Source organism: Azospirillum sp. B2RO_4 (assembly GCF_051124815.1).
In the GTDB taxonomy this organism is placed as follows: domain Bacteria; phylum Pseudomonadota; class Alphaproteobacteria; order Azospirillales; family Azospirillaceae; genus Azospirillum.
In genome coordinates, this window is the sequence record NZ_CP118485.1 from 547,413 (window position 1) to 573,786 (window position 26,374).

At 66.9% G+C, this 26,374-nt stretch carries 28 protein-coding genes; 18 read left to right on the forward strand and 10 right to left on the reverse strand.

Features of this window, described 5'->3' with window-relative positions; translation table 11 throughout:
* Positions 1–35 precede the first annotated feature (35 nt).
* Positions 36–902, forward strand: a complete 867-nt coding sequence (locus tag PWS46_RS02515) for an N-formylglutamate amidohydrolase (RefSeq protein WP_434617602.1) — start codon at positions 36–38, stop codon at positions 900–902.
* Positions 903–1,000: 98 nt separating this feature from the next.
* Here PWS46_RS02515 and PWS46_RS02520 read toward each other — a convergent pair whose 3' ends face one another.
* Entirely contained in the window at positions 1,001–1,321 is a 321-nt protein-coding gene (locus tag PWS46_RS02520) for a DUF1476 domain-containing protein (protein ID WP_085088192.1), read from the reverse strand.
* Between the two features lie 160 nt (positions 1,322–1,481).
* Between PWS46_RS02520 and PWS46_RS02525 the strand changes: the two genes are divergently transcribed.
* The 4 genes from PWS46_RS02525 to PWS46_RS02540 all read left to right on the forward strand — a co-directional run bounded on the left by PWS46_RS02525 (position 1,482) and on the right by PWS46_RS02540 (position 4,139).
* On the forward strand, positions 1,482–2,255 hold the full coding sequence (locus tag PWS46_RS02525) for an NRDE family protein (protein WP_434617605.1): 774 nt from the start codon (positions 1,482–1,484) through the stop codon (positions 2,253–2,255).
* A 136-nt stretch (positions 2,256–2,391) separates the two neighbouring features.
* Entirely contained in the window at positions 2,392–3,156 is a 765-nt protein-coding gene (purC, locus tag PWS46_RS02530; protein WP_042697247.1) for a phosphoribosylaminoimidazolesuccinocarboxamide synthase, read from the forward strand.
* Between the two features lie 54 nt (positions 3,157–3,210).
* On the forward strand, positions 3,211–3,453 hold the full coding sequence (gene purS, locus PWS46_RS02535) for a phosphoribosylformylglycinamidine synthase subunit PurS (protein ID WP_014246942.1): 243 nt from the start codon (positions 3,211–3,213) through the stop codon (positions 3,451–3,453).
* Positions 3,454–3,500: 47 nt separating this feature from the next.
* Complete coding sequence (locus PWS46_RS02540) at positions 3,501–4,139, forward strand: DNA-3-methyladenine glycosylase family protein (protein WP_434617610.1); 639 nt, start codon at positions 3,501–3,503, stop codon at positions 4,137–4,139.
* 128 nt (positions 4,140–4,267) lie between these two features.
* On the opposite strand, the gene PWS46_RS02545 is transcribed toward PWS46_RS02540, so the two are convergent.
* Complete coding sequence (locus PWS46_RS02545; RefSeq protein WP_434617613.1) at positions 4,268–5,239, reverse strand: diacylglycerol/lipid kinase family protein; 972 nt, start codon at positions 5,237–5,239, stop codon at positions 4,268–4,270.
* A gap of 219 nt (positions 5,240–5,458) precedes the next feature.
* Here PWS46_RS02545 and PWS46_RS02550 point away from each other — a divergent pair, with 219 nt between their 5' ends.
* Positions 5,459–6,280, forward strand: coding sequence for a UDP-2,3-diacylglucosamine diphosphatase (locus PWS46_RS02550; RefSeq protein WP_434617616.1), 822 nt, complete (start codon positions 5,459–5,461; stop codon positions 6,278–6,280).
* Positions 6,277–7,275: a glycosyltransferase family 4 protein gene (locus PWS46_RS02555; RefSeq protein WP_434617619.1), complete on the forward strand. Its 999-nt coding sequence runs from the start codon at positions 6,277–6,279 to the stop codon at positions 7,273–7,275. Before PWS46_RS02550 ends, PWS46_RS02555 begins: the two co-directional genes overlap by 4 nt.
* A gap of 76 nt (positions 7,276–7,351) precedes the next feature.
* Here PWS46_RS02555 and PWS46_RS02560 read toward each other — a convergent pair whose 3' ends face one another.
* Together PWS46_RS02560 and PWS46_RS02565 are read right to left on the reverse strand one after the other, a co-directional pair.
* Complete coding sequence (locus PWS46_RS02560; protein ID WP_434617622.1) at positions 7,352–7,879, reverse strand: hypothetical protein; 528 nt, start codon at positions 7,877–7,879, stop codon at positions 7,352–7,354.
* A 171-nt stretch (positions 7,880–8,050) separates the two neighbouring features.
* Complete coding sequence (locus tag PWS46_RS02565) at positions 8,051–8,299, reverse strand: hypothetical protein (RefSeq protein ID WP_434617625.1); 249 nt, start codon at positions 8,297–8,299, stop codon at positions 8,051–8,053.
* A gap of 627 nt (positions 8,300–8,926) precedes the next feature.
* Here PWS46_RS02565 and PWS46_RS02570 point away from each other — a divergent pair.
* The 5 genes from PWS46_RS02570 to PWS46_RS02590 all read left to right on the forward strand — a co-directional run bounded on the left by PWS46_RS02570 (position 8,927) and on the right by PWS46_RS02590 (position 13,563).
* Complete coding sequence (locus PWS46_RS02570) at positions 8,927–9,550, forward strand: LysE family translocator (protein WP_434617628.1); 624 nt, start codon at positions 8,927–8,929, stop codon at positions 9,548–9,550.
* Positions 9,551–9,685: 135 nt separating this feature from the next.
* Entirely contained in the window at positions 9,686–10,972 is a 1,287-nt protein-coding gene (locus PWS46_RS02575; RefSeq protein WP_434619877.1) for a 3-deoxy-D-manno-octulosonic acid transferase, read from the forward strand.
* Between the two features lie 14 nt (positions 10,973–10,986).
* Positions 10,987–11,985, forward strand: a complete 999-nt coding sequence (gene lpxK / locus PWS46_RS02580) for a tetraacyldisaccharide 4'-kinase (protein WP_434617631.1) — start codon at positions 10,987–10,989, stop codon at positions 11,983–11,985.
* Positions 11,969–12,865, forward strand: coding sequence for a lauroyl acyltransferase (locus PWS46_RS02585; RefSeq protein ID WP_434617634.1), 897 nt, complete (start codon positions 11,969–11,971; stop codon positions 12,863–12,865). The genes lpxK and PWS46_RS02585 overlap by 17 nt, the downstream gene beginning before the upstream one ends.
* 35 nt (positions 12,866–12,900) lie before the next feature.
* Entirely contained in the window at positions 12,901–13,563 is a 663-nt protein-coding gene (locus PWS46_RS02590; protein WP_434617637.1) for a LysE family translocator, read from the forward strand.
* Positions 13,564–13,603: 40 nt separating this feature from the next.
* Here the strand turns inward: PWS46_RS02590 and PWS46_RS02595 are convergent, their stop codons facing one another.
* The gene (locus tag PWS46_RS02595) at positions 13,604–14,449 is read right to left on the reverse strand and encodes a BglII/BstYI family type II restriction endonuclease (protein WP_109154403.1); all 846 of its coding nucleotides are present in this window, start codon (positions 14,447–14,449) and stop codon (positions 13,604–13,606) included.
* Positions 14,450–14,638: 189 nt separating this feature from the next.
* Here PWS46_RS02595 and PWS46_RS02600 point away from each other — a divergent pair, with 189 nt between their 5' ends.
* The 5 genes from PWS46_RS02600 (at position 14,639) to PWS46_RS02620 (ending at position 21,569) form a co-directional block, all read left to right on the forward strand.
* The gene (locus PWS46_RS02600; protein ID WP_434617640.1) at positions 14,639–17,767 is read left to right on the forward strand and encodes a DUF3369 domain-containing protein; all 3,129 of its coding nucleotides are present in this window, start codon (positions 14,639–14,641) and stop codon (positions 17,765–17,767) included.
* Between the two features lie 225 nt (positions 17,768–17,992).
* Positions 17,993–18,844, forward strand: a complete 852-nt coding sequence (locus tag PWS46_RS02605; RefSeq protein WP_434617643.1) for an electron transfer flavoprotein subunit beta/FixA family protein — start codon at positions 17,993–17,995, stop codon at positions 18,842–18,844.
* Positions 18,845–18,869: 25 nt separating this feature from the next.
* Positions 18,870–19,949, forward strand: a complete 1,080-nt coding sequence (locus PWS46_RS02610; RefSeq protein ID WP_434617646.1) for an electron transfer flavoprotein subunit alpha/FixB family protein — start codon at positions 18,870–18,872, stop codon at positions 19,947–19,949.
* A 28-nt stretch (positions 19,950–19,977) separates the two neighbouring features.
* Positions 19,978–21,279, forward strand: a complete 1,302-nt coding sequence (locus PWS46_RS02615; protein ID WP_434617649.1) for an FAD-dependent monooxygenase — start codon at positions 19,978–19,980, stop codon at positions 21,277–21,279.
* Positions 21,276–21,569, forward strand: a complete 294-nt coding sequence (locus PWS46_RS02620; protein ID WP_085088222.1) for a ferredoxin family protein — start codon at positions 21,276–21,278, stop codon at positions 21,567–21,569. The genes PWS46_RS02615 and PWS46_RS02620 overlap by 4 nt, the downstream gene beginning before the upstream one ends.
* Positions 21,570–21,654: 85 nt before the next feature.
* On the opposite strand, the gene PWS46_RS02625 is transcribed toward PWS46_RS02620, so the two are convergent.
* Positions 21,655–22,059, reverse strand: coding sequence for a response regulator (locus PWS46_RS02625; protein WP_434617652.1), 405 nt, complete (start codon positions 22,057–22,059; stop codon positions 21,655–21,657).
* Positions 22,060–22,331: 272 nt separating this feature from the next.
* Between PWS46_RS02625 and PWS46_RS02630 the strand changes: the two genes are divergently transcribed.
* Positions 22,332–22,634, forward strand: a complete 303-nt coding sequence (locus PWS46_RS02630; protein ID WP_085088227.1) for a hypothetical protein — start codon at positions 22,332–22,334, stop codon at positions 22,632–22,634.
* A gap of 55 nt (positions 22,635–22,689) precedes the next feature.
* Here the strand turns inward: PWS46_RS02630 and nifW are convergent, their stop codons facing one another.
* The 4 genes from nifW to nifS form a co-directional block, all read right to left on the reverse strand.
* Complete coding sequence (nifW, locus tag PWS46_RS02635; RefSeq protein WP_085088230.1) at positions 22,690–23,025, reverse strand: nitrogenase-stabilizing/protective protein NifW; 336 nt, start codon at positions 23,023–23,025, stop codon at positions 22,690–22,692.
* A 13-nt stretch (positions 23,026–23,038) separates the two neighbouring features.
* Positions 23,039–23,878: a serine O-acetyltransferase gene (gene cysE / locus PWS46_RS02640; protein ID WP_434617657.1), complete on the reverse strand. Its 840-nt coding sequence runs from the start codon at positions 23,876–23,878 to the stop codon at positions 23,039–23,041.
* Positions 23,875–24,996, reverse strand: a complete 1,122-nt coding sequence (gene nifV, locus PWS46_RS02645) for a homocitrate synthase (RefSeq protein WP_434617659.1) — start codon at positions 24,994–24,996, stop codon at positions 23,875–23,877. Before nifV ends, cysE begins: the two co-directional genes overlap by 4 nt.
* Before the next feature lie 148 nt (positions 24,997–25,144).
* Entirely contained in the window at positions 25,145–26,365 is a 1,221-nt protein-coding gene (gene nifS / locus PWS46_RS02650) for a cysteine desulfurase NifS (RefSeq protein ID WP_434617662.1), read from the reverse strand.
* Positions 26,366–26,374 lie beyond the last annotated feature (9 nt).

A 26,374-nucleotide genomic window follows, 5' to 3' on the forward strand; every position in this document is an offset into this window, starting at 1 on the left:
TTGTTCCCATCCTGTCGTCTGGTCGGGGCAGGTCGATGAGCTTCGTGATCGATGACGTTCTTGTCCGCAACGACCCGGTGGGCGAGCGCCTTCCGGTTCTGTTCGATTCGCCGCACAGCGGCAGCGTCTATCCCGCCGATTTCCGGGTGGTCTGTCCGCATCCGCTGCTGCGCCAGGGCGAGGACAGCCATGTGGAGGAACTGTTCGCCGCGGCGCCCGACCATGGCGCCACCCTGCTGTGCGCGCTGTTTCCCCGCACCTGCATCGACGTGAACCGCGCGGTCGACGACATCGACCCGGCGCTGATCGACGGCGACTGGCCGGCGCCGCTGCGGCCGACCCCGCGCAGCACGCTGGGCATGGGGCTGATCCGCAGCATGCTGCGGCCGGGCGTGCCGCTCTATGACGGGAAACTGCCTGCGTCGGTGGTTGCCGAGCGCATCGACCGCTATTACCGGCCCTACCACGCCCAGATGCGGCTGACGCTGGATGGTCTGGCGGCGCGGTTCGGGGCGGTGTGGCATGTCAACTGCCATTCCATGCCGTCGTCGCTGCGGCCGGATGGGCGCGACCCGCTGGCGGTGGATTTCGTCATCGGCGACCGCGACGGCACCACCAGCGAGCCCGGATTCGTCCGGCTGGTGGCGGAGACCCTGCGCGGCTTCGGCCATCGGGTGGCGATCAACGATCCGTACAAGGGGGTGGAACTGCTGGCGCGCTACGGCGACCCGGCGCGCGGCCGTCATTCGATCCAGCTTGAGATCAACCGCCGCCTCTACATGAACGAGGAGACGCTGGAACGCCACGACGGCTTCGCCCGACTGAAGGGCGAGATCGATATGCTGATCGGCCGCATCGCCGATTATGCGGGCCAGCGTGTCCTGCACCGCGCGGCGGAATAGGCGACCCGCCGCAACGGCGTGTTGCGGCGGGTTCGCAAGGACCGCGACTCGGGGGGCTTCCTATTCAGGCCTGCCCCTTGCTCAGGCCTGCCCCTTGCTCAGGCCTGATTGATCTGCTCGCGCGCGACGTCCAGGAAATGCGCCATCTGCTTTTCCACCCGGTGATCGGAGATGTCGACTCCGCGGGCATGCAGGTCGGTGCACAGCTTGTCCCGGATGTCGTGCGGGCCGGGCGTGGCGATATCGGTGTCCACGATCTGGCGGGCATAGGCCTCGGCCTCCGCCCCGGACAGGCCCATCAGGTCGGCGGCCCATTCGCCGGCCAGCCGGTCGCGCCGGGCGCGGATGCGGAAGAGCAGGTCCTCGTCGTGTTGAAACTTGTTCTCGAAGGCCTTTTCGCGGTCGTCGAAGGTCGTCATGGGGACCCAGGCTCCTTATTGGTTTCGCTCCCGTTTCCAATGATTATATAGCCCGGAAGCGGTTGTCGTCACTGCCCCGCCGCATCGCAGCCGCGGATATTCTGCAGAGTTTCCTCGGGCGGCGGGATACCCTTGGGCACCACAAAAGACAAGGCATGGCATGTGCAGCGTGATCCTCCTGCGGCGACCCGACGCAACCTGGCCGCTGGTCGTCGCCGGAAACCGTGACGAGATGACCGGGCGCCCCTGGCTTCCCCCCGCCCGCCACTGGCCCGACCGGCCGAATGTGGTCGCCGGACTGGACGAGCTGGCCGGCGGTTCCTGGATGGGTCTGAACGACGAGGGAGTGGTGGCGGTCATCCTCAACCGCTTCGGCACGCTGGGGCCGGAGGCCGGCAAGCGGTCGCGCGGCGAACTGGTGCTGGACGCGCTGGACCATGCCGACGCCGCCGATGCCGCGCGCAGCTTCGCTCATCTCGACATCCGCGCCTACCGCCCCTTCAATCTGGTGATCGCCGACAACCGCGACGCCTATCTGGTGGTCCACCGCGGCGCCAACCCGCGCCACCGGCCGGAGGTGTCGTCGATCCCCGCCGGCGTCCACATGCTGACCGCCTTCGAACTGGACGACCCGCAGGATCCGCGCACCGCCTTCTACCGCCCGCTGTTCGAGCATGCGGTGCCGCCGACCGCCGATGCCCCCGACGCGGAGTCCTTCGCCTGGGGCGGCTGGCCGGAGCTGATGGGCAGCCGCATCTGGGAGGGCACGCCGGACGAGCGCGGCGCCATGGACTTCCTGCTGCCGAACGGCTTCGGCACCTCGTCCAGTTCGCTGCTGGCGGTGCCGCGGGTGGAGCGGCCCGACCTGAACCCGATCTGGCACTTCGCCCCCGGCCGCCCGCATGCGGTGGATTATGCGCCGGTGGAACCGTGAGAGTCGGTCGACCGCACAATCCAGCCCTCCCGCCCCCGTCGTTGTGTTCGTGCACCCGGCTTGCTATATCACTCTGGCACATTCCTGGGCCGGCAAGCTCGCTTGACCGGTCCTTACGTATTTGGACGATCACGCGATGACACGACGCCGGCGCATCTACGAAGGCAAGGCCAAGGTACTCTTCGAAGGGCCGGAGCCGGGCACCCTGGTGCAATACTTCAAGGACGACGCCACCGCCTTCAACAACCAGAAGAAGGGCGTCATCACCGGCAAGGGGGTGCTGAACAACCGCATCTCCGAGTATCTGATGAGCCGGCTGTCCGAGATCGGCGTGCCCACGCACTTCATGCGCCGCCTGAACATGCGCGAGCAGCTGGTGCGCGAGGTCGAGATCATCCCGATCGAGGTCGTCGTCCGCAATGTCGCCGCCGGCAGCCTGTCGCGCCGCTTCGGCATTCCGGAAGGCACGCCCCTGCCGCGGTCGATCATCGAGTATTACTACAAGTCGGACGAGCTGAACGATCCGATGGTTTCCGAGGAGCACATCACCGCCTTCGGCTGGGCGGCTCCGCAGGATCTCGACGACATGGTCGCGCTGTCGCTCCGCGTGAACGACTATCTGTCCGGCCTCTTCCTCGGCATCGGGCTCAAGCTGGTGGATTTCAAGCTGGAATTCGGCCGGCTGTGGGAGAACGAGGAGATGCGGATCGTCCTGGCGGACGAGATCAGCCCCGACAACTGCCGCCTGTGGGACGTCAAGACCAACGAGAAGCTGGACAAGGACCGGTTCCGTCAGGATCTGGGCCGTGTCGAGGAAGCCTATCAGGAGGTCGCGCGGCGCCTCGGCATCCTGCCGGAAGGCGGGCCGAGCGACGTCAAGGGCCCCAAGACCATCCAGTGATTCGCGTTCAGTAACCACCCCTCAACCCAACACCGTAAAGCGAGCGGACATCCGATGAAGGCCAAGGTTCACGTCACCCTCAAGCGCGGCGTTCTCGACCCCCAGGGCAAGGCCATCGCGCACGCGCTGCACACGCTGGGCTTCGACGGCGTCGAGGACGTCCGCGCCGGCAAGGTGATCGAGCTGCAGCTCAAGAGCACCGACGAGGCGACGGCCCGCAAGGAGGTCGAGGCGATGTGCAGCAAGCTGCTCGCCAATACCGTGATCGAGGATTACGCCATCGAGCTGGTGGCCTGATCAACCGGCAGCGTTGATTAAGCGGTTTCTGGAGTGGAGCGCGGCCGATGAGCGTTGAACATCTGGCTGCGCTCGACCCTATTTTCGCCGAATGCGTGCGCGTCGGCGGCCCGGTGATCCGTGATTTCACCCGGCCGACCGGCTTCGTCGGCCTTCTGCGCATGGTGATGGAGCAGCAACTCTCCACCAAGGTCGCGCTGGCCTTGTGGGCCAAGCTGCAGGAGCGGTTGGACGGCGCTGTTACGCCCGACGCCATCCTGGCGCTGGACGACGACAGCTTGCGCGCCTGCGGCTTCTCCCGCCAGAAGATCGGCTATGCCCGCGGCCTTGCCGAGGCGGTGGCGAGCGGCCGGCTCGATTTCGACATCATCCATGACCTGCCCGACGAGGAGGCGATTGCCCGGCTCGTCGCGCTGAAGGGCATCGGCCGCTGGAGCGCCGAGGTCTATCTGATGACCACGCTCGACCGGCCGGACATCTGGCCCATCGGCGATCTGGCGATTCAGCTGGGCGTCCAGCGGCTGAAGGGCTGGGCCGACAAGCCGACGGCGAAACAGCTGATCGAGGTGGCGGAGCCGTGGCGGCCCTACCGCTCGCTGGCGGCGCGGCTGGTCTGGCATCATTACGTGGCGTTGCAGGAGCAGGCGAGGGCGGCGCGGGTTGGCAAAGGATTGCCCCCTCCCTAACCCTCCCCCTCTTCGAGGGAGAGGGGACTGCCGCCGCCCTTGCACTAACTCCCTCTCCCGCGATCGGACCAGCCTTCGGCCGGCCGAGGGCGGGGGAGGGTCGGGGAGGGGGCATCGAAGCCAACCACTCACCCCGCCAGCACCGGCAACCGCCACCCCGCCAGCGTGATCTCCACCGGCAGCCGCGCCAGCACGTCGCCGTCGCCCTGCACCGCATCGGCGAACAGCCCGTCTCCCACCGGCCCCTCGATCCGCACGCGCTTCGCCGTCACCACGCGATAGTCCGGAAAACGCGCCAGCCGCCCGGCGGTGACGCCCCAGACATAGCGCAGCGCGTTCAGCCGCCCGCCGCGCGGGAACAGGCAGACATGCAGCACCGGATCGGTCAGCTGCGCATCCGGCGCGCAGATGAAGCGGCCGCCGTAGAAATGCCCCTTGGCGACGATCAACGACGCCACCTCCTGCGGATCGCCGTCATCCAGCGTCACGCGATAGCGGTGGTCCGGCCGCGTCGCCAGTTGCACCAGCGTTTCCGCCACATAGGCGCCCTTGCCGATCAGCCGTTTCACCCGTGGATCGACCCGCTCCACCACCCGTGCGTCCAGCCCGACCCCGGCCATCAGTGAGAACACCCGCCCGTTCGCTTGGGCCGGCCAGATCATCGTCCGCCGTCCGCCGGCAATCGCCGCGGCGATGCGTTCCGGATCCGTGGTCAGGCCCAGTTCGGCGGCCAGCACGTTGGCGGTGCCCATCGGCACGATCCCGAGAGGCAGCGGCCGGCCCGTCGCGGCATGGACCGCCAGCCCGTTGATGACCTCGTTGATGGTGCCGTCGCCGCCGGCCGCGACGACAGCGTCCATGCTGCCGGGGTCGGCCTCGCGGGCGAAGGCCTCGGCATCGCCGCGCTTCGTCGTCGGCCTGATGGAAACGCTCAGCCCGCGTGCCTCCAGCCGGGCGACCACCGCGCGCAGCCGGCGCGCCCGCCGCCCGCCGGCCGTCGGGTTGTGGATCACCAGCAGCCGCCGCACCTCGATCGCCGCGCCCTCGCCATCGCCGGCGCCAGCCGCCGGGCTCTCGTCCATCAGCACCGTGTCGCGCACCGATTCGTTCTCCCTGACCGGCGCGTGGGCGCCTTATGTTGCAGAACCGTGAAGGGCTCACGGCGGTTGCATTTCAGTAAAAATGCGATTTGATGACGATCTTCGAAATATTGGTGACGAATAGGTGCGGCCGTTCCAAATCGTTGTCAAGGTGCGCTGCTTTCCTTTATACGGCAGTTGTCTTGATGGCCACCGGCCATGGCGACGACGGAGCGGAAGATGGACGCCGTCCCAGCGGTCAAGCGCTACCGCAGCATTTGGATATCCGACGTTCATCTGGGAACGCGCGGCTGTCAGGCGGAGCTGCTTCTCGATTTCCTGAAACACACCGAATCCGATCACCTTTTCCTGGTCGGCGACATCGTCGACGGCTGGCGGCTGAAGAAAAGCTGGTACTGGCCGCAGGCCCACAATGACGTGGTGCAGAAGATCATGCGGCGCGCCCGCAAGGGGGTGGAGGTCTATTACATCCCCGGCAACCATGACGAGGCGGCACGCGATTATGTCGGGCTGCAGTTCGGCGGGGTGCATGTGGTGGACGAATGGGTCCACACCACCGCCGACGGCCGGCGCCTGCTGATCACCCACGGCGACAAGTTCGACGCGGTGGTGCGCTACGCCAAGTGGCTGGCCCTGCTGGGCGACCACGCCTATGTCACGCTGCTGCACGTCAACACCCTGTTCAACTGGGTCCGGCGCAAGCTCGGTTTCAGTTACTGGTCGCTGTCGGCCTATCTGAAGCACAAGGCCAAGACCGCGGTCGAGTTCATCGGCAAATACGAAGAAGCCCTGGGCGAGGAAGCCCGCCGCCGCAAGGTCGACGGGGTCGTCTGCGGTCACATCCACACCGCCGAGATGCGCGATATCGAAGGAATCCTCTATTGCAACGACGGCGATTGGGTCGAGTCCTGTACCGCCTTGGTCGAGCACGACAGCGGCGCGCTGGAGATCATCCACTGGACGGAGGTCATGGCGCAGCGGCTGTCGGCCCCTGGTCCCAGTGCGGGCAAGGTGACGGCGAAGGAACGGGAAGCGGCGTGAACATCCTGATCGTCAGCGACGCCTGGCACCCGCAGGTGAACGGCGTCGTGCGCACCATCGGCACCGTGCGCGATGAGCTGGAGGCGATGGGGCACAGCGTCGAGGTGATCGGCCCCGACCGTTTCCGCACCCTGCCGATGCCGACCTACCCGGAAATCCGGCTGGCGTTGGGGGCGAAGCGGCGGCTGTGGGCGATGATCGAGGGCATGCGGCCCGACTGCATCCACATCGCCACCGAAGGGCCGCTGGGCTTCGCCGCGCGGTCCTATTGCCTGAAGCATGGCAAGCCCTTCACCACCGCCTACCACACGCGCTTTCCCGAATATGTGCGCGACCGCGCGCCGATCCCGCTGGCCTTGTCCTATGCGGTGGTCCGCCGCTTCCACAAGCCGTCCTCGGCGGTGATGGTGGCAACCCAGACCATCGAGGACGCGCTGACGCACCGCGGCTTCGCCAACATCCGCCGCTGGACCCGCGGCGTCGATACCGAGCTGTTCCGGCCCCGCGACAAGGGCTTCCTCGATCTGCCGCGCCCGGTGTCGATGTATGTCGGCCGCGTCGCGGTGGAAAAGAACCTGGAGGATTTCCTGCGCCTCGACCTGCCCGGCACCAAGGTGGTGGTCGGCGACGGCCCGGCGCGGGAGGAGTTGCAGCGCAAATACCCCGGCGTCCACTGGGTCGGCGCCAAGCATGGCGAGGATCTGGCGAAGCATTACGCGGCGGCCGACGTCTTCGTCTTCCCGTCGCGTACCGACACCTTCGGTCTTGTTCTGCTGGAGGCGCTGGCCTCCGGCGTGCCGGTGGCGGCCTATCCGGTGCCGGGACCGCTGGACGTGGTCGACGGCTCCGGCGCCGGCTGCCTGGACGAAGATCTGAAGCGGGCGGTGGAAGGGGCGCTGGCGATCCCGCCGCAGACCTGCCGGGACTATGCGCTGGGCTATTCCTGGCGCCGGTCGGCGGAGCAGTTCCTGTCGAACCTGCGGCCGTTTACGTGAAGGGGGCGCTTCGGCGCAGTGTCACAAGCTTGACGACTTTTGCGACAATGCAGGGACATGCCTCAGTGCCGACGGATTACATTTCCTTGGAAAGATTGAAGACGAACTGATCGAAGATATGGACGAGGTGATGTGGGCCGAAAGCTCTGTACCGCATGTCGTGTATCAGCGTATCCAATACACATTTGCCATCGACGCCCAATTTCTGGTGGCTGTACCGCTTGACGGCATCCTGAAACTTCTGCTTATCGTATGAGATGCAACGATCTTTTCCTTGCGTCTCGTCGTGAAAAAGCAATTCGCCATTACTGGCAAAGCTGGCCAGATGTTCAAAGGCCAAGCGAATGGCTACCCGTTCATTGATATCGGTGATTTCTTCTTCTGCGGGAACAGGGCGACCTTGCTTCTTATAGTGCAGAATGGCTTCGCTTTTATAGGCGTCGGTTATCGGCTTGATCTTGCGAATCCAAAAAGCGAGATACGCTACATGTTTCGCCGGCCGAATGCCCTTGTCATCCGCTTTGCGGAGACGATCCATATCCGCTTTCCAATGCAGAGCGGCGTCATAGAACAGGCCTTTCGAAAGATTGGCCCGGACGTCCATCGTATTCTGGAGTATCTTTGAAGAAGCTTGCTGCAGGCTCGCAGCTAGCTTCGTTACGAGCGGGGCATCATCGCTCGCTGAATGAGATTTCTGTGTCACAATGGGGCCGGTTTAAGATATTTTATTACGAAGGATTGTATGTGATTTCAGCCGTCACATAAGCGCGGATACTCACCGACGAGGCGTTTTCGTAAAATTATCTTCAATGCCAATGGTGATATCCAGATCGCTTGCGGCGACCCGTGCGGCGTTCGCGACAGCTGTTTCAACCGATACACCGACATTCTCGCTGTGGCCCAAGCTGACGCCGCGGTCAGTCATTGCGGATGCGAAGCGTGTACATTCTGCATCGTCGGGAGCCCATGGCTCCATTCCATTGTCGAATAATGGACCGGTGTTGGGAATAGGCTTATCCGACATCAATGATGCTCCCTCACATTCAACGCATGCATTCCATTCCCCGGCATATGAGCTCTCTGTAAGGCGGACCTGTCAGGAAGCCCTTGCAAGGCGGCAAACATGCTTCGGTATGCAATGAATAAGCTATCGTTGCAATGGTGAACGGTCAACGCGAGTCCTGACATGGCGTAAAATTGTCTTGTCCTGGCCGTGCGGGCGGTGGTTGAAGACTGGGCGGATAATTACCATAAGTGGTCTCTAAGGCAAGCGGTTAAAAACACATGCAAATGAATTCATTTCAAAATTTATAGGTTCGCTCAAAGGCGCCAAAACCTTAGAATGTGAATATGCTCTTAGTTAATAATCTTCGATTTTGTCTGTTGAACTTAGTGATTTTCTGCAATGTCACTTGCATATGCGCCTGAAAGAAGGTGGCAGAAGCTCTCCGCAGTGGGCGTTGTGCCGAATGAACAGCCTGTGGCTTCAACAAGGGTTAGAGATCAGCGACGAAATATCTGGGAATGCGGCACAAAACTCTCTGGCCGGCTCTGGCGTTGCAGGTTGTTTTAGATAGAGTAATATATTGAGGAGTATGCTGAGCGTGTCGAGACAGCTGGTGTGTGTAGTCAACCCCAGTCGGAATCCATCATGACCCCCGAATTCCTCATCACCTCCCTGATCGTCGTCGCCTCGCCCGGAACCGGGGTGCTGCTCACGTTGGCGGCGGGGTTGTCGCAGGGGGCGCGGGCCAGCGCGGTGACGGCCTTCGGCTGCACGCTGGGGATCGTCCCGCACATGGCGGCAGCGGTGCTGGGGCTGGCCGCCCTGCTGCACACCAGTGCCGTGGCGTTCCAGGGTCTGAAGATCCTGGGCGTGCTGTACCTGCTCTACATGGCCTGGATGACGCTGAAGGAGCAGGGGGCGCTGAGCGTCGGGACGGACGGGATGGCGGACGGGACGAAGCGTTCGGCAGGGCGGATGATCCTGCGGGCGGTGCTGGTCAACGTGCTGAACCCGAAGCTGTCGATCTTCTTCCTGGCCTTCCTTCCGCAATTCGTCAGCGACGCCGATCCGCAGCCGCTGGCCCGCATGCTGGAACTCAGCGGCGTGTTCATGGCGCTGACCTTCGTGGTCTTCGTTCTCTACGGTCTGTTCGCCGCTGCTGTGCGCGATCAGGTGGTCTCCCGCCCGCGGGTGATGGCCTGGATGCGCCGCAGCTTCGCCGCCGCCTTCGCCGGGCTCGGCGTCAAGCTGGCGCTGGCGGAGCGGTAAGGGATCGGCATCGCACCGGCCCCTGTTACGGAATGGTTGCCGCGTGCTAAGGTGCCGCCGGGCGCGCGGCCGGTGTTCCGTATCAGGAGGACCGGCAACGCGCCCGTTGTCGTCCGTTTCCTGTTCCGGGCCTCGATGCTGCAATCCCTCTACCGTGGCCTGACGACCGTCGCCGGGCCGGCGGTGCGCCTCTATCTCGACCGCCGCCGCGCTGTCGGCAAGGAAGACCCCGCCCGTCAGGCGGAGCGGTTCGGCATGGCCTCGCGCGCCCGGCCGGATGGCCCGCTCGCCTGGATCCACGCGGCCAGCGTGGGGGAGGCGAACTCGGTCCTGGTGCTGATCGGCCGGCTTTTGGACAACGCGCCCGACCTGACCGTGCTGATGACCACCGGTACCGTCACCTCGGCCGAGCTGATGGGGCGGCGGCTGCCGGAGCGCGCCATCCACCAATATGTACCGGTCGATCTGCCGGGGGCGGTCGACAGCTTCCTCGACCATTGGCGGCCCGACGCGGTGCTGTGGACGGAATCGGAGATCTGGCCGAACCTGCTGGCCGGCATCCGCGCCCGTTCGATACCGGCCGCGCTGGTCAACGCCCGCATGTCGGAACGCAGCTTCTCGCGCTGGCGCAACGCGCCCGGCCTGATCGGCGGGCTGTTGTCCACCTTTCAGGTCACGCTGGCCCAGACCGAAGGCGATGCCGAGCGGCTGCGCCGGCTGGGCGCCTCCGGTGTCGCCAGCGTCGGCAACCTGAAATTCTCCGCCGAGCCGCCGCCCGCCGACGGCGACGCGATGGAGCCGCTGCGGGCATCCCTGGCCGGCCGCCCCGTCTGGCTGCTCGCCAGCTCCCATCCTGGGGAAGACGAGATCGCCGCGGCGGTCCATGCCGCGCTGGCGCCGGCTCTGCCCGGCCTGCTGACCGTCATCGCGCCGCGCCATGCCCATCGCGGCGACGCCATCGCCGAGCTGATGCGGGCGCGCGGATTGGCGGTGCTGCAGCGCACGTCCGGACATCGGCTGCCGGGACCGGAGCATGCCGTCTACATCGCCGACACAATGGGCGAACTGGGGCTGTTCTACCGCGCCGCGCCGGTGGTGTGCATGGGCGGCTCCTTCATTCCCCATGGCGGGCAGAACCCGGTGGAGCCGGCGCAGCTGGGCTGCGCGGTGCTGTACGGCCCGCACATGTTCAATTTCGGCGAGATCACACACATGCTGGAGGCCGCCGGCGGCGCGCTGCCGGTCGCGGACGGCGACGCGCTGATCCGCGAGACCCGGCGGCTGCTGACCGACGACCGGGCGCGAGACCGCATCGTCGCGGGGGCCGCGCGGGTGACGGCGGACAACCGGCGGATCATCGACCGGGCGCTGGGGGCGCTGTCCCCGGTGCTGGGCGCCGCCGGCATCCGGACCGCCGCCTGAGGGGACGCGGAGCCGTGAAGACCCCCGCCTTCTGGTATCGGCCGCCCGGCCTTGCCTCCACCCTGCTGGCGCCGCTGGGGGCGCTCTATGGGCTGGCGGGGCGGCGGCGCCTCGCCGGGACCGTTCCACGCCGGGTCGGCGTTCCGGTGGCCTGCGTCGGCAATCTGGTGGCGGGCGGGGCCGGCAAGACGCCGGTCGGGCTGGCGCTGATCGCGGCGCTGCAGGCGCGCGGGATCGCCGTCCATGCGCTGACCCGCGGCCATGGCGGGCGGGAGGCCGGTCCGCTGGCGGTCGACCCCGGCCGCCACGCTGCCGCCGATGTCGGCGACGAGGCTCTGCTGCTGGCGGAGGCGGCTCCCTGCTGGGTGGCGCGCGACCGGCTGGCTGGGGCGGAGCGCGCGGTTGCCGCCGGGGCCGGGGCCATCGTCATGGATGACGGGTTCCAGAACCCGGCCCTGCGCAAGGATCTGGCGCTGATCGTCGCCGACGGCGCGGTCGGCTTCGGCAACGGCCGGCTGGTGCCGGCGGGGCCGCTGCGGGAACGGGTGGCCGACGGCCTCGCCCGCGCCGACGCGCTGGTCATCCTGGGCGAGGACCGCCACGGTCTGGCGGCACTGGCCGGCGGGCGGCCGGTGCTGGTGGCGCGGCTGGAACCCGATGCCGAAGCCGCCGCCCGGCTGGCCGGACGCGACGTGCTGGCCTTCGCCGGCATCGGCCGGCCGGAGAAATTCTTCGCCACGCTGGAGTCGCTCGGCGCCCGCATCGCGGAGCGGGCGCCCTTCGCCGACCACCACCCCTACCGCCCGGCAGAGGTGGCGGCCCTGATCGACCGCGCCGCGGCGCTGGGCGCCGTGCCCGTCACCACCGCCAAGGACGCCGTGCGCCTGCCGCCGGACCTGCGGGCGAAGGTCGCCGTCCTGCCGGTGTCGGTGCGCTGGGCCGACGAGCGGGCGCTTTCCACGCTTTTGACCACCGTGTTGCTGAAGGGAAGTCCCGATGGCCAAGCCGCGTAGTCCGCTGCAGAAATGGCTGACGCGCCGGATCGGCTATCCGGTGGAGGCGATGCTCGTCCATGCCGTCTGCCGGCTGTTCCGGGCGTTGCCGCTCGACCGCGCCTCGGCGCTCGGCGGCTGGATCGGGCGGACGGTGGGCCCGTGGCTGCCCAACAGTGCCCGCGCGCGGCGCAACCTGACGCGGGCCTTCCCGGAGAAGGGCAGGGCGGAGATCGACGCGATCCTGCGCGGCATGTGGGACAATCTGGGCCGCACCATCGCCGAATACCCGCATCTGGAGCAGATCGGCCGCGAGCGGATCGAACTGGTCGGCATCGAGCATGTCGACGCCCTGCGCGAGGACGGCAAGGCCGGCATCCTGGTCTCCGGCCATCTGGCGAACTGGGAGGTGCAATCGGTCGCCTCCCGCATGCGCGGGCTGGAGCTGGGGCTGGTCTATCGCGCGCCGAACAACCCGAAGGTCGGCGCGCTTCTGGTGAAGCTGCGCGGAGCGGCGACCGGCATGCAGATCCCCAAGGGACCGGACGGTGCCAGGATCCTGCTGCGCCACCTGACCAAGGGCGGCCATGTCGGGATGCTGATCGACCAGAAGATGAATGACGGCATTCCCGTCCCCTTCTTCGGCCGCGACGCCATGACCGCGCCCGCCGCCGCCGTGCTGGGCATGAAGATGCAGTTGCCGCTGTGCCCGGCGCGGACGGAAAGGCTGGAGGGCGCGCATTTCCGCGTCACCGTCCTGCCGCCGGAGGAATACCCGACCAGCGGGGACCGCAATGCCGATGCGCGAATTCTGATGGAACGGCTGAACCGTCTGTTGGAGGATTGGATCCGCGACAAGCCGGCGCAATGGCTGTGGATCCACCGCCGCTGGCCGGATTGAACGCCCGCCCCACCGTCCTTCGAGGTTCGCCCGCGATGGCCCTGCCGCTCGACCTCCATCTGCTGCAACTCTATGTGATCGCCGTCTGCGTCCTGGTTCTGGCGCCGGGGCCGGATTCGCTTCTGGTGCTGACCCGCAGCATCGCCGACGGCCGGCAGGCCGGGGTGGTGGCGACGCTGGGCATCTGCGTCGGCAACACCGTCCATTCGCTGCTGGCCGCCGCCGGAATCTCCGCCCTGATCGCGGCCTCGGCATCGCTGTTCGACCTGCTGCGCTATGCCGGCGGCGCCTATCTCGCCTGGATCGGCCTGCGCTCGCTGTGGAGCGTCTGGACCAGCCGCGGCGCCGAACCGGTCCCCGCCGTCGAGGCGCCGGCCCCGGCGCCTGCGGCCCGCGTCTTCGTCCAGGCGCTGCTGACCAACCTGCTGAACCCGAAGATCATCCTGTTCCAACTGGCCTTCGTGCCGCAGTTCATCGCCCCGCAGCTGGGCCATGTGGCGCTGCAGACCTTCATCCTCGGCAACATCATCTCGGTTTTGGGCGGCGTCTATCTGGTCGGCATTGCGGCACTCAGCGCCGGTGCCGCGCGGCAGGTGCTGTCCAGCCCGCGGGTACGTGCAGCGATGGACGGCCTCGCCGGCGTGCTGTTCCTGGGCTTTGCGGTGCGCCTGCTGCTGACGGATCGGAAGTTTGCGTGAGGGTTGGTGGGGGCGGGCGCAGCACCCTCACCACAAATCGTCACCAAAGATCGTCCTCATCCTCCGCCCCGGTGTCGACGTCGAAGGTGGCCGTCTGGCGGACGATCGGGTGGCTGTCCTTCCATTCCTCGAAATCGGACACCACAGCCGGGCGGATGCCGAGCGCCAGCACCGGGCATCCGCCGCCGCGCCCGGCGTCCAGGCGATAGAGCAGTTTCTTCATCCAGGTGGTGCTGGCGCCGTATTTGTTCTGGAAGTTCTTCATCTCCACCCGCCGCGCCACCTCGGTGAACAGGGGGATCAGTTCGGCGCTGCGGGTCAGCAGCACGCCGGCGTTGATGATGCCGCATTCATAGAAGGTGCGGGCGGCGTAGAGGTCGCGGTCGAAGGTCTGGTCCTTGCTGTTCCATTCCAGATCGAAGGACACGCGTTCCTTCACGAAGTCGATCTTATGCCCGTCGATGAAGCCGTTGACCTTGTACAGCTCCTCGCGCTGGCGCTGCTCGGTCACGGTCTGGCCACGGTTCTTGCCGGCGACGCGGCGCTTTTCCTCGTGCGTCACGATCATCTTGGTGATGAACAGGTCGCCGCGGATGCGCGTCTCGTTCCAGCCCAGCGGGTTCAGCATCCGCTCCATCGTCTTGGCGATCTGCGACTTGTTGCCGCCGGACGCCACGATATCCTCGGTGCGGATGCGGAACTCCATCAGACGTTCGGTGATCTCGCGGAACTCGGCCGTGCAGGCATAGGCCAGGATGCGCGCGGCGTTGCGGTAGCTGTGCACCTCGTACAGGTCGAGGAACCCCGGCGGGAACAGGTCGCCCAGGTCGGGATCCCGCGCCTCGATCAGCGGGGCCTTGTCGTGGATGCAGGCAAGCAGGTTCATGACGGCACATGCGCGATGGAAAACGGCGCCACCATGGCGGCTGCCGCCCGGCAAATCCACCCTTTCCGCCCGATGGCACCACCTGATGGTGTCTACCGGGGGGCGAACTGGCGGCCATTCCCCGACATATGATAAGGTCGCCCGCGCGCCGGGGTGGAAAAAGCGCGGTTGTTTCGCCGGGGGACCGTGATGAGCGACGAATTCCTGTTCGCGGAGGAGGAGCCCGCCGTCGAGGTGGCGGCCGAGGCTGCCGAACCGGTCGAACCCTGGCTGATCCTGATCGTCGACGACGACCCCGCCATCCACGCCACCACCAAGATGGTGCTGCGCGGCTTCGCCTTCGAAGGGCGTCCGGCGCAGTTCCTGTCGGCCGCCACCGCGGCGGAGGCGCGCGGGGTGCTGCGCGACAACCCGGCCATCGCTGTGATCCTGCTGGACGTCGTGATGGAATCCGACGATGCCGGCCTGCGTCTGGTCCGCTACATCCGCAACGAACTGAGCAACCGCCGTGTGCGCATCATCCTGCGCACCGGCCAGCCGGGGCAGGCGCCGGAACGCGACGTCATCCTCAGCTACGACATCAACGACTACAAATCGAAGACGGAGCTGACGGCGCAGAAGCTGTTCACCTCCGTCGTCGCGGCTCTGCGCGGCTATCAGGACATCACCGCCATCGAGGACCATCGCGAGGGTCTGGAGCGCATCCTCGACTCCTCCTCCACCCTGCTGGGCAAGCGGACGATGGCGGAGTTCGTGCGCCATGCCGTGGCGCAGATCGTCGGCGTCTGCCCGCCGGCCAATGGAATGACGGTGGGCGGGGTGGCGCTGGTCAGCCGCCTGTCCGACGGGCCGCGGCCGGCGGAACCGCTGGTGCTGGGCGGCGCCGGCTGCCATGTCGGAATGGAAGGGACGCCGCTGTTCCTGGCCCTGCCGCCCGACGCGGTGCAGGCGGTGACGGCGGCGCTGGCCGACGGCCGCAACCGGTACGAGCGCGGTCACAGCGTTCTGGTCTTCCGCTCCGCCACCCGGCGGCACGACACGGCGGTGTATCTCGGCCATGGGCGGGCGCTGACGGCGGACGAGCGGCGGCTGCTGGAGGTGTTCTGCGCCAAGGTGGCCATCGGCTTCGACAACGTCCACCTGTACGAGGAACTGACCGAGCTGAACCGCAGCCTGGAGGGCCAGGTGGCGGAACGTACGCGCGACCTCGTCGCGGCGCGCGAGGCGGCGGAGGCGGCGAGGTCGGAGGCGGAGGCGGCCAATCAGGCGAAGTCGCTGTTCCTGGCGACGATGAGCCACGAGATCCGCACGCCGATGAACGGCATCCAGGGCATGCTGGAACTGCTGGAGCACACCAGCCTGACCGGAGACCAGCGCGAACTGGTCAGCGTGGTGCGGGAATCGGCCGGCGCGCTGCTGACCATCATCAACGACATCCTCGACTTCTCGAAGATCGAGGCCGGGCGGCTCGACCTGGAGCGGGTGCCGGTCTCCCTCGCCAATGTGGTGGAGGGGGTGGCGGAAACGCTGGCGCCGGGCGCGCGGGCCAAGGGGCTGTCGCTGGTCACCTACATCGACCCCGATCTGCCGGCGGAGGTGGTCGGCGATCCGGTCCGCATCCGGCAGGTGCTGTTCAACATCGCCGGCAACGCGGTGAAGTTCACCCAGTCCGGTTCGGTGACCATGCGGGTGGAGCTGGCGCATTTCGACGGCGATCGCGTCACCATCCGCGTCGCGGTGACCGACACCGGCATCGGCATCTCCAGGGAAAATCAGGTTCGCCTGTTCCACCCCTTCACCCAGGCGGAGGCATCGACCACCCGGCGTTTCGGCGGCACCGGACTGGGGCTGTCGATCTGCCGCCGTCTGGCCGAACTGATGGGCGGCGACATCGGCGTCACCAGCGAGGTCAATGTCGGCTCCACCTTCTGGTTCACCTTCGCCGCCGATCTGGTGCCGGCTGCCGAGCCCGCCGCGGCCCAGCGGGCGCCGCTGCAGGGGGTGACCGTGCTGCTTCTGGCGGCGGATGCGCAGGAGCGCGGCTTCCTCGCCCGCTATCTGAACGCCGACGGCGCACAGCTGGTGGAGGCGGCCGACGCCGACGCGGCCTTGCGCACCCTGCTGCCGACGGCCGCCTGCGACGTGCTGGTCTCCACGTTGGGCACCGACCTTGCGGCGCTGGACAGCGACCCGCGCGGCCGGGTGCGCGGGCGCGTGCTGATCGGCGGCGACGCGCTGAGCGCTGGCGATGCGGCGGAGCTGGGCGCGTCCGGCGCCGGGACCGTGGTGCTCGGCCGGCCGGTGCGGCGTCTCGGGCTGGTCCGCGCCATCCTGGCTGCCGCCGGGCGGATGGCGGCGGGGGAGGGCGGCCGGACCGATCGCCATCCCGAACCGGAGCCCGCCACCCCGGCCGCCGGCCCGCGCCGCCTGCCCACGGTGGAGGAGGCGCGGGCGCAGGGCCGGCTGATCCTGGTGGCGGAGGATCATCCGACCAACCGTCAGGTCATCCAGCGCCAGCTGACCCTTCTCGGCTACGTGATGGAGACCGCGGAGGACGGCGCCCAGGCGCTGGTGATGTGGCGGGCCGGCGGCCATGGCCTGCTGCTGACCGACTGCCAGATGCCGGAGATGGACGGCATGGAACTGGCTCGCAGCATCCGCACCGCCGAGGCGGAGACCGGGACCGACACCCGTCTGCCCATCGTCGCCATCACCGCCAACGCGACGGAGAACGAGGCGCAGCTTTGCCTGGCGTCGGGCATGGACGACACGCTGGCCAAGCCGGTCAGCCTCGCCGACCTGCGCCGGGTGGTCGACCGTTTCCTGCCCCCGATGGACGGCAATGGCTGGGACGGGGAGGGCCCTTGCGGGATTTCGGAAAGCATGGGAGCGATGACCAGCGGGTTGCCGCAACCCACCTATCAGCCGGCATCTCCGCCAACCTCTCCAGTCGTCGATTTGCCGTCAGTTGACCTGCCGCCGCTCGACCTGCCGCCGCTCGACCTGGAGGCGCTGACCGCGCTGTTCGACGGCGACGGCGAGTTCGTCCGGCATCTGCTGGGCGAGTTCGTCACCTCCAACAGCGCCTCGCACCGCTGGCTGACGGACGCGCTGGCCGGCGAGATCTGGGACGAGGTGCGGCAGGCCGCGCACAAGCTGGCGGGGTCCTCGCGCACCGTCGGCGCCCGCGACCTCGCCGCTGCCGCCGAGGCGGTGGAACTGGCGGTGATCGACCGGCGGCTGGAGGGCATCGCCGCCCAGGTCGCCCGTGTCGGCGTCCAACTGGACCGCGTCATCGCCCATATCGAGGCGGTCTGATCCCCCACCCGCCGGGGCTGTAGCGAAACCGACATGCGCGTCCCCTTGTCGCCTTTGCGACAAGTGTACGGTGTATCGCGCTGATCAGAAAATCCTGTATTTCCCGTGACTTGGCCGACATCCGCCGGCTGGCACGCCGCTTGCTGTTCTGGGCGTATCCCGGCCCGGTGCCGGCCCCAAACCCACATGCGCGTCACAGCGAGAGCGGAAGCCAAGGAGAACGGGATGCACATCGTCGTCTGTATCAAACAGGTGCCCGACAGCGCCCAGATCCGCATCCATCCCGTCACCAACACCATCATGCGGCAGGGTGTGCCCGCCATCATCAACCCCTTCGACCTGTTCTCGCTGGAAGAGGCGCTGCGGCTGAAGGACAAGGTGGGCGCCCGCGTCACCGTGCTGACCATGGGGCCGCCGATGGCGGAGACCTCGCTGCGCAAGGCGCTGTCGCTGGGGGCCGACGACGCGGTGTTGCTGACCGACCGCAAGTTCGCCGGCTCCGACACGCTGGCGACCTCCTACGCCCTGACCTCCGCCATCCAGAAGCTGGCGGAGGAGGAACCGGTCGACATCGTCTTCTGCGGCAAGCAGACGGTGGACGGCGACACCGCCCAGGTCGGCCCCGGCATCGCCACCCGCCTCGGCTTCGAGCAGCTGACCTACATCACGAAGATCGAGGACCTGAACACCGCGTCCAAGGAGATCGTGGTGCAGCGGCGCTCCGAAGGCGGCGTGCAGGTGCTGAAGACCAAGCTGCCCTGCATGATCACCATGCTGGAAGGCACCAATACCATCCGCTTCGGCAAGATGGACGACCTGTTCCGCGCCGCCCGCTACGAGCTGAAGACCTGGAGCCGTGACTTCACCGGCGCCGAGGAAGGCCGCGTCGGGCTGAAGGGCTCGCCCACCGTGGTGTCGAAGGTGTTCGTGCCGAAGCCGCGGGCCGAGAAGGCCAAGATGATCGAGGCCGCATCCGACACCCCCGACGCGATGGCCACCGCCGCCATCGACGCCATCTTCGCCGCCCAGCCCAAGCTGGCCGACGATCTGCTCGCCCGCGCCGCGGCCGGGCTTTGACGATCCATCCGCGGGAGACCCGACGATGAGCGAACCGAGCAAGCCCCAGGGCCGCAAGTTCCAGCTTCCCGAACACCTGAAGGTTTACAAGAACGTCTGGGTGATCGTGGAGCAGGAGCGCGGCATCGTCCATTCCGTGTCGCTGGAACTGATGGGCGAAGCCCGCAAGCTGGCCGACAAGCTGGGTGTGGAGGTGGGTGCCGTGGTGCTGGGCGCCGAAAGCCCCGACCTGAACCGCATCTGCGGCGACGCCATCAGCTATGGCGCCGACATCGTCTACAAGGTGACCGACCCGGCGCTGGCCGACTACCGCACCGATCCCTATTGCCGCGTCATGACCGAGGTGGTGAACACCCACAAGCCGGAGATCGTGCTGCTGGGCGCCACCACGCTGGGCCGCGATCTGGCGGGCGCCATCGCCACCACGCTGGCGACCGGCCTGACCGCCGACTGCACCGAACTGGACATCTACGCCGACAACCGCTCGCTGGCCGCCACCCGGCCGACCTTCGGCGGCACGCTGCTCTGCACCATCCAGACGCTGGCCTACCGGCCGCAGATGGCGACGGTGCGCCCGCGCGTGATGGCGATGCCGGAGCGCGACGACGCCCGCACCGGCCGCGTCGTCGAAATCCAGCCGGACCTGCGCGAAGAGGACATCGTCACCAAGGTCCTGAACTTCATCGCCGACCGCGAACAGAACGAGGCGCAGCTGGCCTTCGCCGACATCATCGTGTCGGCCGGCAAGGGGCTGGGCAAGGTTGAGAACATGAAGCTGGTCTTCGACCTCGCCAAGGTGCTGGGCGCCGAGGTCGGGGTGACCCGCCCGCTGGTCCAGGCCGGCTGGGCCACCAACGACCGTCAGGTCGGGCAGACCGGCAAGACGGTGCGGCCGAAGCTCTACATCGCCGCCGGCATCTCCGGCGCCATCCAGCATCGGGTCGGCATGGAGAAGTCGGACCTGATCCTGGCGATCAACACCGATCCCAACGCGACGATCTTCGACTTCGCCCATCTCGGGCTGGTCGGCGACGCGCTGAAGATCCTGCCGGCGCTGACCGATGCCTTCGGCCGCCGCCTGTCCGTCAACCGCATGGCCGGCTGACCGCCGGACGAGAAAGGAGCCTGTCGACATGGTCGAAAAGTTCGACGCCATCGTCATCGGTGCCGGCCCGTCCGGCAACGCCGCCACCTACACCCTGGCCAAGCAGGGGCTGAAGGTCCTGCAGCTTGAGCGCGGCGAATATCCCGGCGCCAAGAACGTCCAGGGCGGCATCATGTATTCGCATGAGCTGGAGAAGATCATCCCGGACTTCCGGGACGATTGCCCGACCGAGCGTCACATCATCGAACAGCGCGTCTGGCTGCTTGGCGACGACAGCTATGTCGGCACCAACTATCGGTCGGAAGCCTTCAACAGCGACAAGCCGAACCGCTACACCATCATCCGCGCCAACATCGACAAATGGTGGGGCGAGCAGATCCGCAAGGTCGGCGGCCTGCAGATCTGCGAGACCACGGTGACGGAGCTGATCCGCGACCCGTCCGGCAAGGTGATCGGCGTGCGCACCGACCGCGAGGGCGGGGAAATCCACGCCGACGTCGTCATCATGGCCGACGGCGTCAACGCCCTGCTGGCCAAGCGCGCCGGCCTTCAGGTGGAAGCGGCGCCGGAGAATGTGGCGCTGGCGGTCAAGGAAATCCTCTTCATCGATCCGGAGCTGATCCAGCAGCGCTTCGGCATCAAGGAGGACGAAGGCGTCGTCATCGAGATCATGGGCAAGGTGACCAAGGGGATGGTCGGCACCGCCTTCCTCTACACCAACAAGGAATCGCTGACGATCGGCATCGGCTGCCTGATCTCCGACTTCAAGAACGGCGACTGCCCGCCCTACAAGATGCTGGAGGATCTGAAGAACCACCCCGTCATCAAGCCGCTGATCGAAGGGGCGGAGATGAAGGAATATGCCGCCCACATGATCCCGGAAGGCGGCTACAAGGCGGTTCCGCAGCTCTACGGCGACGGCTGGATGGTGGTCGGCGACGCCGCCCACTTCAACAACGCCGCCCACCGCGAAGGCTCCAACCTCGCCATGGCGTCGGGCCGGATGGCGGCGGAGACGGTGATCGAGCTGAAGACCGCCGGCAAGGGCTACAGCGCGTCGAACCTGGCCGCCTACAAGAAGAAGCTCGATGACAGCTTCATCATGAAGGACCTGAAGAAGTATCGCGAGCTGCCCGGCATCATGCATGGCAACAAGCAGTTCTTCGGCGCCTATCCCGACGAAATCACCGCGGCGGCCCACAACTGGTTCACCGTGGACAGCATCGACAAGAAGTCGAAGGAAAAGCAGATCATGAAGTCCTTCATCAAGCGCCGCTCGGTGATGGGACTGGTCGGTGACGCAATCAAGCTGGTGAGGGCCGTGCGATGAGCATCATGGTCAAGGTCGAAGAGAAACTTTATCAGAACCGCTACATCGTCGATGAAAGCCGGCCGCACATCCAGATCAAGAGCGAGGAGGCCTGCCAGAGCTGTGAGAAACAGGCCTGCACCTTCTGCTGCCCGGCCGCCTGCTACAGCAAGAACGAGACGGGCGGCGTGACGCTGGTGACCGACGGCTGCCTGGAATGCGGCACCTGCCGCGTCGTCTGCCAGGACAAGGGCAACATCGCCTGGGACTATCCGCGCGGCGGTTACGGCATCAGCTACAAGTTCGGCTGATCGCGTCTTTTTGATGTCTTCCCCCGGAACTGGATGGCCTCCGCGCGGTCTTGCGCGGGGGCCGATTTGTCTGGTGGGGGGTAAGTCAGCGCCCTTTCAACGTCTCCGCCGCCTGCCCCAGCGCCCGCTGCAGTTCGGCCGGGAAGTAGGGTTTGCGGACGAAGCCGAAGGGATGGCACTCCGCGGCGCGGTGGCGCGTCTCGGGGTCGCCGAAGGCGGAGGTGAAGATGCAGCGGATGCCGGTCCGCTCGCGGATCGCCGCCGCGGCTTCAATCCCGTCGCGGGGCCCCAGCAGGCGGATGTCCATCATCACGATGTCCGGACGCAGCCGCTCGGCCGCCTCGATCGCGTCTTCGGCATTGTCCTCGATCCCGACGACGGCGAATCCCAGCATCCCGAGAATTTCCTCCAACGCCATGGCGGCGAGGCTCTCGTCTTCAACGATGAGGATGCGCAGGGGAGCGTCGGAGGCAGGCGTGAGATCTGTCATCGTGATCGCTTGAGGGCTGTCACAGCGATTTTACAGGAGCAGGATGATCGGCAAACCAAAAAGCGCAGGATTATGACCAATGGCTCAGCCTGCGCCGGATGCATGGATGACGGAACGGAAGCGTCGCAGGATGTCGCCGCACCCTTGTTTTTCACCCGCCGGGCGCACCATCTCTGTCCCAGGGCTGTTCTTACCAGCGAGCATTGCGGACCCGCGCCTGTCCATTGCGGATGGCCGGCGGGGCCGCTCCCTTTTCCATGAGGAGACCGGCGATGGACCTGCGAGTCTGTTTCGAAAACATGGAAAGCGTCAACGTCAACGACGCGGCGATGATGAAGCATTACACCAAGAGCTATCTCGCGGATTTCGATCCGGAATGGGCCGGCTTCATCATGCTGCCCCATGACGAGACCATGCGCGCGACGATGGAGCCCGCCTGGCAGGTGCTGATCCGCGACGCCACGCCGCGGACGGAGCAGGAACTGCTGCGCTACATCGACGAGAATCCGATGGCGGCCTATCACGTCCATGTCTATCGGCGTGACGGCGGCCGGAACGAGAGCAAGATCCACTGACGGCAAAGGGGGCGCCGCCGGACGCCCCCTCCGTCAAAATGCTCGCGCCGGCGGTTCAGCCGACCGGCGATCCCAGCAGGCTGTCCAGCGGGACGAAGCGGTCGGCCATCTTGCGCGCCTCCTCCTTGTGGACCTTGAAGGTCTTCTCGGCGATGGCGTTGGAGACGACGAAATCCTGATAGGCGCGTTCCAGATGGAAGCGGTAGCGCGACGACATGCCGTCGTCGTCCAGCCCTTCCATCCCATTGTCCGCCGACAGGTAATCGTGGAAGCGCTGCAGGATGTGCAGGCGGTTCACGTTGACCACGCGCTGGTCATAGGTGACGTGGAAGAAGCGCAGGAAGTCTTCCGCGGTTTCCAGATCGTCGAGGTCGTCGGTGAAATCGCTCATCGTCGAAGGCTCCTCACGCATGCTGCTGGGTGGAAGGGGAGGGGCCGCAGCCCTCCTGGTCGCAGATGTTGCCGCAAGAGCTGCAGGCCACACCGTCCAAACGTATATCGCTCAGCCGAAATTCCGAAAGGCTGATGTTTCTAGCAGGAAACTGTGACATTTCCGTTGCGGTGTGGGCTTCCAGCCGGGCTTCGATGCGGTTGATGTGGTCGATCAGGCAGGCGATGGCCTTGCCGACCGGGTCCGGCATCAGATGATGCTCCAGGTCGATGCCGTGATCTGACAGCTGATGGCCGGACAGTTGCCGCTGCGTTTCGGGCCGCACCACCCGGCCGGGGATGCCGACCACGGTCATGCCGTCCGGCACCGGCTTGGTCACCACCGAATTGGCGCCGACCCGCGCGTTGGCGCCGACGGTGATCGGCCCCAGGATCTTGGCGCCGGCGCCGACCAGCACGCCGTCCATCAGCGTCGGGTGCCGCTTGCCCTTGGTCCAGGAGGTGCCGCCCAGCGTCACGCCATGATAGAGCGTCACGTCGTCGCCGATCTCCGCCGTCTCGCCGATCACCACGCCCGCGCCATGGTCGATGAAGAACCGGCGGCCGATGGCGGCACCGGGATGGATGTCGATGTTGGTGATCGCGCGCGCCACATATGAGAGGAAGCGTGCCGGCCAGCGCAACCCCCGCCGCCACGCCGCATTGGCGAAGCGGTGCATCACCAGCGCATGGATGCCGGGATAGCAGGTCAGCACGTCGAGGACGTTGCGCGCCGCCGGGTCGCGGTCGAACACGCAGGCGACGTCCTCGCGGAGCAAGGCGACAATACCGAGAGAGCTTTTGGATCGGGTCATATCGCCGCCTCCAGGAAGGCGTGCAGTTCCTCGGGCGTCGGCGGCCGCTTGGCGCGGGTGGCAAGCGCGCGGACGCGCGGCAGCACCGCTTGGGCCGTGGCGTCGTCGCAGGCGATGCCCAGCCGTTCATAGGCCAGCTTCACCGCCGCGGTGCCGGAATGCTTGCCCAGCACGATCCGGTGCTCGCGCCCGACCTCGGCCGGGTCGAAATTCTGGTAGGTGGCGCGGTCGCGCAGCAGGCCGTCGACATGGATGCCGGCCTCGTGGGTGAAGACGGCGGAACCGACGATCGACTTGTTGACCGCCACCGGCCGGTTGGAGGCCCGCTCCACCAGATCGCTGATGGCGCCGAGCGACCGCGTCTCCACGCCGCTGTCGATGTGGTAGAGGTGTTTCAGCGACACCACCACCTCCTCCAGCGGCGCGTTGCCGGCGCGCTCGCCAAGACCGTTCACCGTGGTGTTGACATGGGTGGCGCCGCCCAGCACCGCGGCCAGCGAATTGGCGTTGGCGAGGCCCAGATCGTCATGGGCGTGGATCTCGATCTCCAGGTCGGTGGCCCGGCGCAGCCGTTCGATGCAGGCGCGCGTCTGGAAAGGGTCGAGCACGCCCAGCGTGTCGGCGAAACGGAAGCGGCGGGCGCCGGCCTCTTGCGCCACCGTGGCGGCGGCGATCAGGAAATCCATGTCGGCGCGGGAGGAATCCTCGCCGCCGACGCTGACCTCCAGCCCATGGTCGCGCGCCTGTTTGACCTTGCGCTCGATCTCGGCGAGCGCCCAGGCGCGGCTGCGCTTCAGCTTCTTCGTGATGTGGATGTCGGACACCGGCATCGACAGGTTGACGAAGCCGACATTGCAGGACAGTGCCGCCTTCAGGTCGGTGTCGTGCATGCGGCACCACACCATCAGCCGGCCCTTCAGCCCCAGCGACGCCACGGCGCGGATGCCCTCGCGCTCCTCCTCGCCCATGGCGGGGATGCCGATCTCCTGTTCCGGCACGCCGGCGGCGTCGAGCGCCTTGGCGATGGCGATCTTCTCGTCGAGCGTGAAAGCGACGCCTGCGGTCTGCTCGCCGTCGCGCAGCGTGGTGTCGTTGATGGTGGCGAAGGTGGTGGGCATGGGGGCACCTCGCGCGAGGGGGGAGAACTGCCCCCATGAGAAGTGTCGCAGGCCGGGCCGGGGACCCGCCCCGACGGGGTGTCGTCGGGCGGGGTGCCGGGACGGGCCATCGACCCGGCCTGCGATTCCGGTGTAACGCGCGGAAGCGTTACGAATAGACGGGCGCGAACTCCTTCGCCTTGCCGGCGTCCTGCTGCCAATAGGGCGACAGGCTGCGCAGCTTGGCGATGATGCCCGGCACCACGGCGATGACCCGGTCGATCTCCTCCTCCGTCGTATCGCGCGACAGCGAGAAGCGGGTGGCGCCGTGGGCGGCGGTGTAGGGCACGCCCATGGCGCGCATGACGTGGCTGGGCTCCAGCGACCCGGAGGTGCAGGCGGAGCCGGACGACGCGGCGATGCCGGCCTCGTTCAGCAGCAGCAGGATCGCCTCGCCCTCGATATATTCGAAGGCGATGTTGCAGGTGTTGGGCAGGCGGTTGTCCGGGTTCCCGGTGACGAAGCAGCTCGGCACCGCCGCCAGGATCGCCTGTTCCAGCTTGTCGCGCAGCGCCTTCACCCGTGTGTTCTCGTCGCCCATATGGACCAGCGCCAGTTGGGCGGCGGCGCCCAGCCCGACGATGCCCGGCGCATTCTCCGTCCCGGCGCGGCGCGAGCGTTCCTGATGGCCGCCGCGCAGCATCGGGCGATAGCGCAGGCCGCGCTTGACGTACAGCGCGCCGATGCCCTTGGGGGCGTGCAGCTTGTGGCCGGACAGCGACAGCATGTCGATGGCGCTGTCGGCCAGCTTCATCGGGATCTTGCCGACCGATTGCACCGCGTCGGTGTGGAAGAGGGCGCCGACCTCCTTCGCCATGCGCGCCAGTTCCTCCACCGGGAAGATCGTCCCGGTTTCGTTGTTGGCCCACATGATGGAGACGATGGCGACCTGATCGGACAATGCTGCGCGGTAGGCCTCGATGTCGAGGTTGCCCTTGTTGTCCACCGGGATGCGGTGGACCTTGCAGCCGCGCTTCTTCTCCAGATACTCGCAGAGCGCCAGCACGCCGGGATGCTCGACCACGCTGGTGACGATCTCGCGCTTCTTCGGATAGGCCTCCAGCGCCGACAGGATGGCGGTGTTGTCGCTCTCCGTCCCGCCGGAGGTGAAGACGATCTCGCTGTCATGGGCGGCACCCAGCAGTGCCTGGACCTGCTTGCGCGCCCATTCGATCTTGCCGCCGACCGCGGCGCCGAAGCCGTGCATCGAGGACGGGTTGCCGAAATGCTCGGTGAAGAGCGGCAGCATCTCCTGCAGCACTTCCGGATCGACGCGGGTGGTGGCGTTGTTGTCGAGATAGATGCCCTGGCTCATGGTTTGGCGGCTCATGGCTTGGTG

Excerpts from the sequence above, each read along its gene's own strand:
- PWS46_RS02540 (WP_434617610.1), top strand. The coding sequence starts at position 3,501 with ATGAGCGTTGAACATCTGGCTGCGCTCGACCCTATTTTCGCCGAATGC.
- PWS46_RS02615 (WP_434617649.1), top strand. The coding sequence starts at position 19,978 with ATGGTCGAAAAGTTCGACGCCATCGTCATCGGTGCCGGCCCGTCCGGC.
- PWS46_RS02620 (WP_085088222.1), top strand. The coding sequence starts at position 21,276 with ATGAGCATCATGGTCAAGGTCGAAGAGAAACTTTATCAGAACCGCTAC.
- PWS46_RS02570 (WP_434617628.1), top strand. The coding sequence starts at position 8,927 with ATGACCCCCGAATTCCTCATCACCTCCCTGATCGTCGTCGCCTCGCCC.
- PWS46_RS02600 (WP_434617640.1), top strand. The coding sequence starts at position 14,639 with ATGAGCGACGAATTCCTGTTCGCGGAGGAGGAGCCCGCCGTCGAGGTG.
- PWS46_RS02595 (WP_109154403.1), bottom strand. The coding sequence starts at position 14,449 with ATGAACCTGCTTGCCTGCATCCACGACAAGGCCCCGCTGATCGAGGCG.
- cysE (WP_434617657.1), bottom strand. The coding sequence starts at position 23,878 with ATGACCCGATCCAAAAGCTCTCTCGGTATTGTCGCCTTGCTCCGCGAG.
- PWS46_RS02585 (WP_434617634.1), top strand. The coding sequence starts at position 11,969 with ATGGCCAAGCCGCGTAGTCCGCTGCAGAAATGGCTGACGCGCCGGATC.
- PWS46_RS02565 (WP_434617625.1), bottom strand. The coding sequence starts at position 8,299 with ATGTCGGATAAGCCTATTCCCAACACCGGTCCATTATTCGACAATGGA.
- PWS46_RS02605 (WP_434617643.1), top strand. The coding sequence starts at position 17,993 with ATGCACATCGTCGTCTGTATCAAACAGGTGCCCGACAGCGCCCAGATC.
- PWS46_RS02590 (WP_434617637.1), top strand. The coding sequence starts at position 12,901 with ATGGCCCTGCCGCTCGACCTCCATCTGCTGCAACTCTATGTGATCGCC.
- PWS46_RS02525 (WP_434617605.1), top strand. The coding sequence starts at position 1,482 with ATGTGCAGCGTGATCCTCCTGCGGCGACCCGACGCAACCTGGCCGCTG.
- PWS46_RS02520 (WP_085088192.1), bottom strand. The coding sequence starts at position 1,321 with ATGACGACCTTCGACGACCGCGAAAAGGCCTTCGAGAACAAGTTTCAA.
- nifV (WP_434617659.1), bottom strand. The coding sequence starts at position 24,996 with ATGCCCACCACCTTCGCCACCATCAACGACACCACGCTGCGCGACGGC.
- PWS46_RS02630 (WP_085088227.1), top strand. The coding sequence starts at position 22,332 with ATGGACCTGCGAGTCTGTTTCGAAAACATGGAAAGCGTCAACGTCAAC.
- PWS46_RS02610 (WP_434617646.1), top strand. The coding sequence starts at position 18,870 with ATGAGCGAACCGAGCAAGCCCCAGGGCCGCAAGTTCCAGCTTCCCGAA.
- PWS46_RS02560 (WP_434617622.1), bottom strand. The coding sequence starts at position 7,879 with ATGGACGTCCGGGCCAATCTTTCGAAAGGCCTGTTCTATGACGCCGCT.
- nifW (WP_085088230.1), bottom strand. The coding sequence starts at position 23,025 with ATGAGCGATTTCACCGACGACCTCGACGATCTGGAAACCGCGGAAGAC.
- purS (WP_014246942.1), top strand. The coding sequence starts at position 3,211 with ATGAAGGCCAAGGTTCACGTCACCCTCAAGCGCGGCGTTCTCGACCCC.
- PWS46_RS02550 (WP_434617616.1), top strand. The coding sequence starts at position 5,459 with ATGGACGCCGTCCCAGCGGTCAAGCGCTACCGCAGCATTTGGATATCC.
- PWS46_RS02625 (WP_434617652.1), bottom strand. The coding sequence starts at position 22,059 with ATGACAGATCTCACGCCTGCCTCCGACGCTCCCCTGCGCATCCTCATC.
- PWS46_RS02515 (WP_434617602.1), top strand. The coding sequence starts at position 36 with ATGAGCTTCGTGATCGATGACGTTCTTGTCCGCAACGACCCGGTGGGC.
- PWS46_RS02575 (WP_434619877.1), top strand. The coding sequence starts at position 9,686 with ATGCTGCAATCCCTCTACCGTGGCCTGACGACCGTCGCCGGGCCGGCG.
- purC (WP_042697247.1), top strand. The coding sequence starts at position 2,392 with ATGACACGACGCCGGCGCATCTACGAAGGCAAGGCCAAGGTACTCTTC.
- nifS (WP_434617662.1), bottom strand. The coding sequence starts at position 26,365 with ATGAGCCGCCAAACCATGAGCCAGGGCATCTATCTCGACAACAACGCC.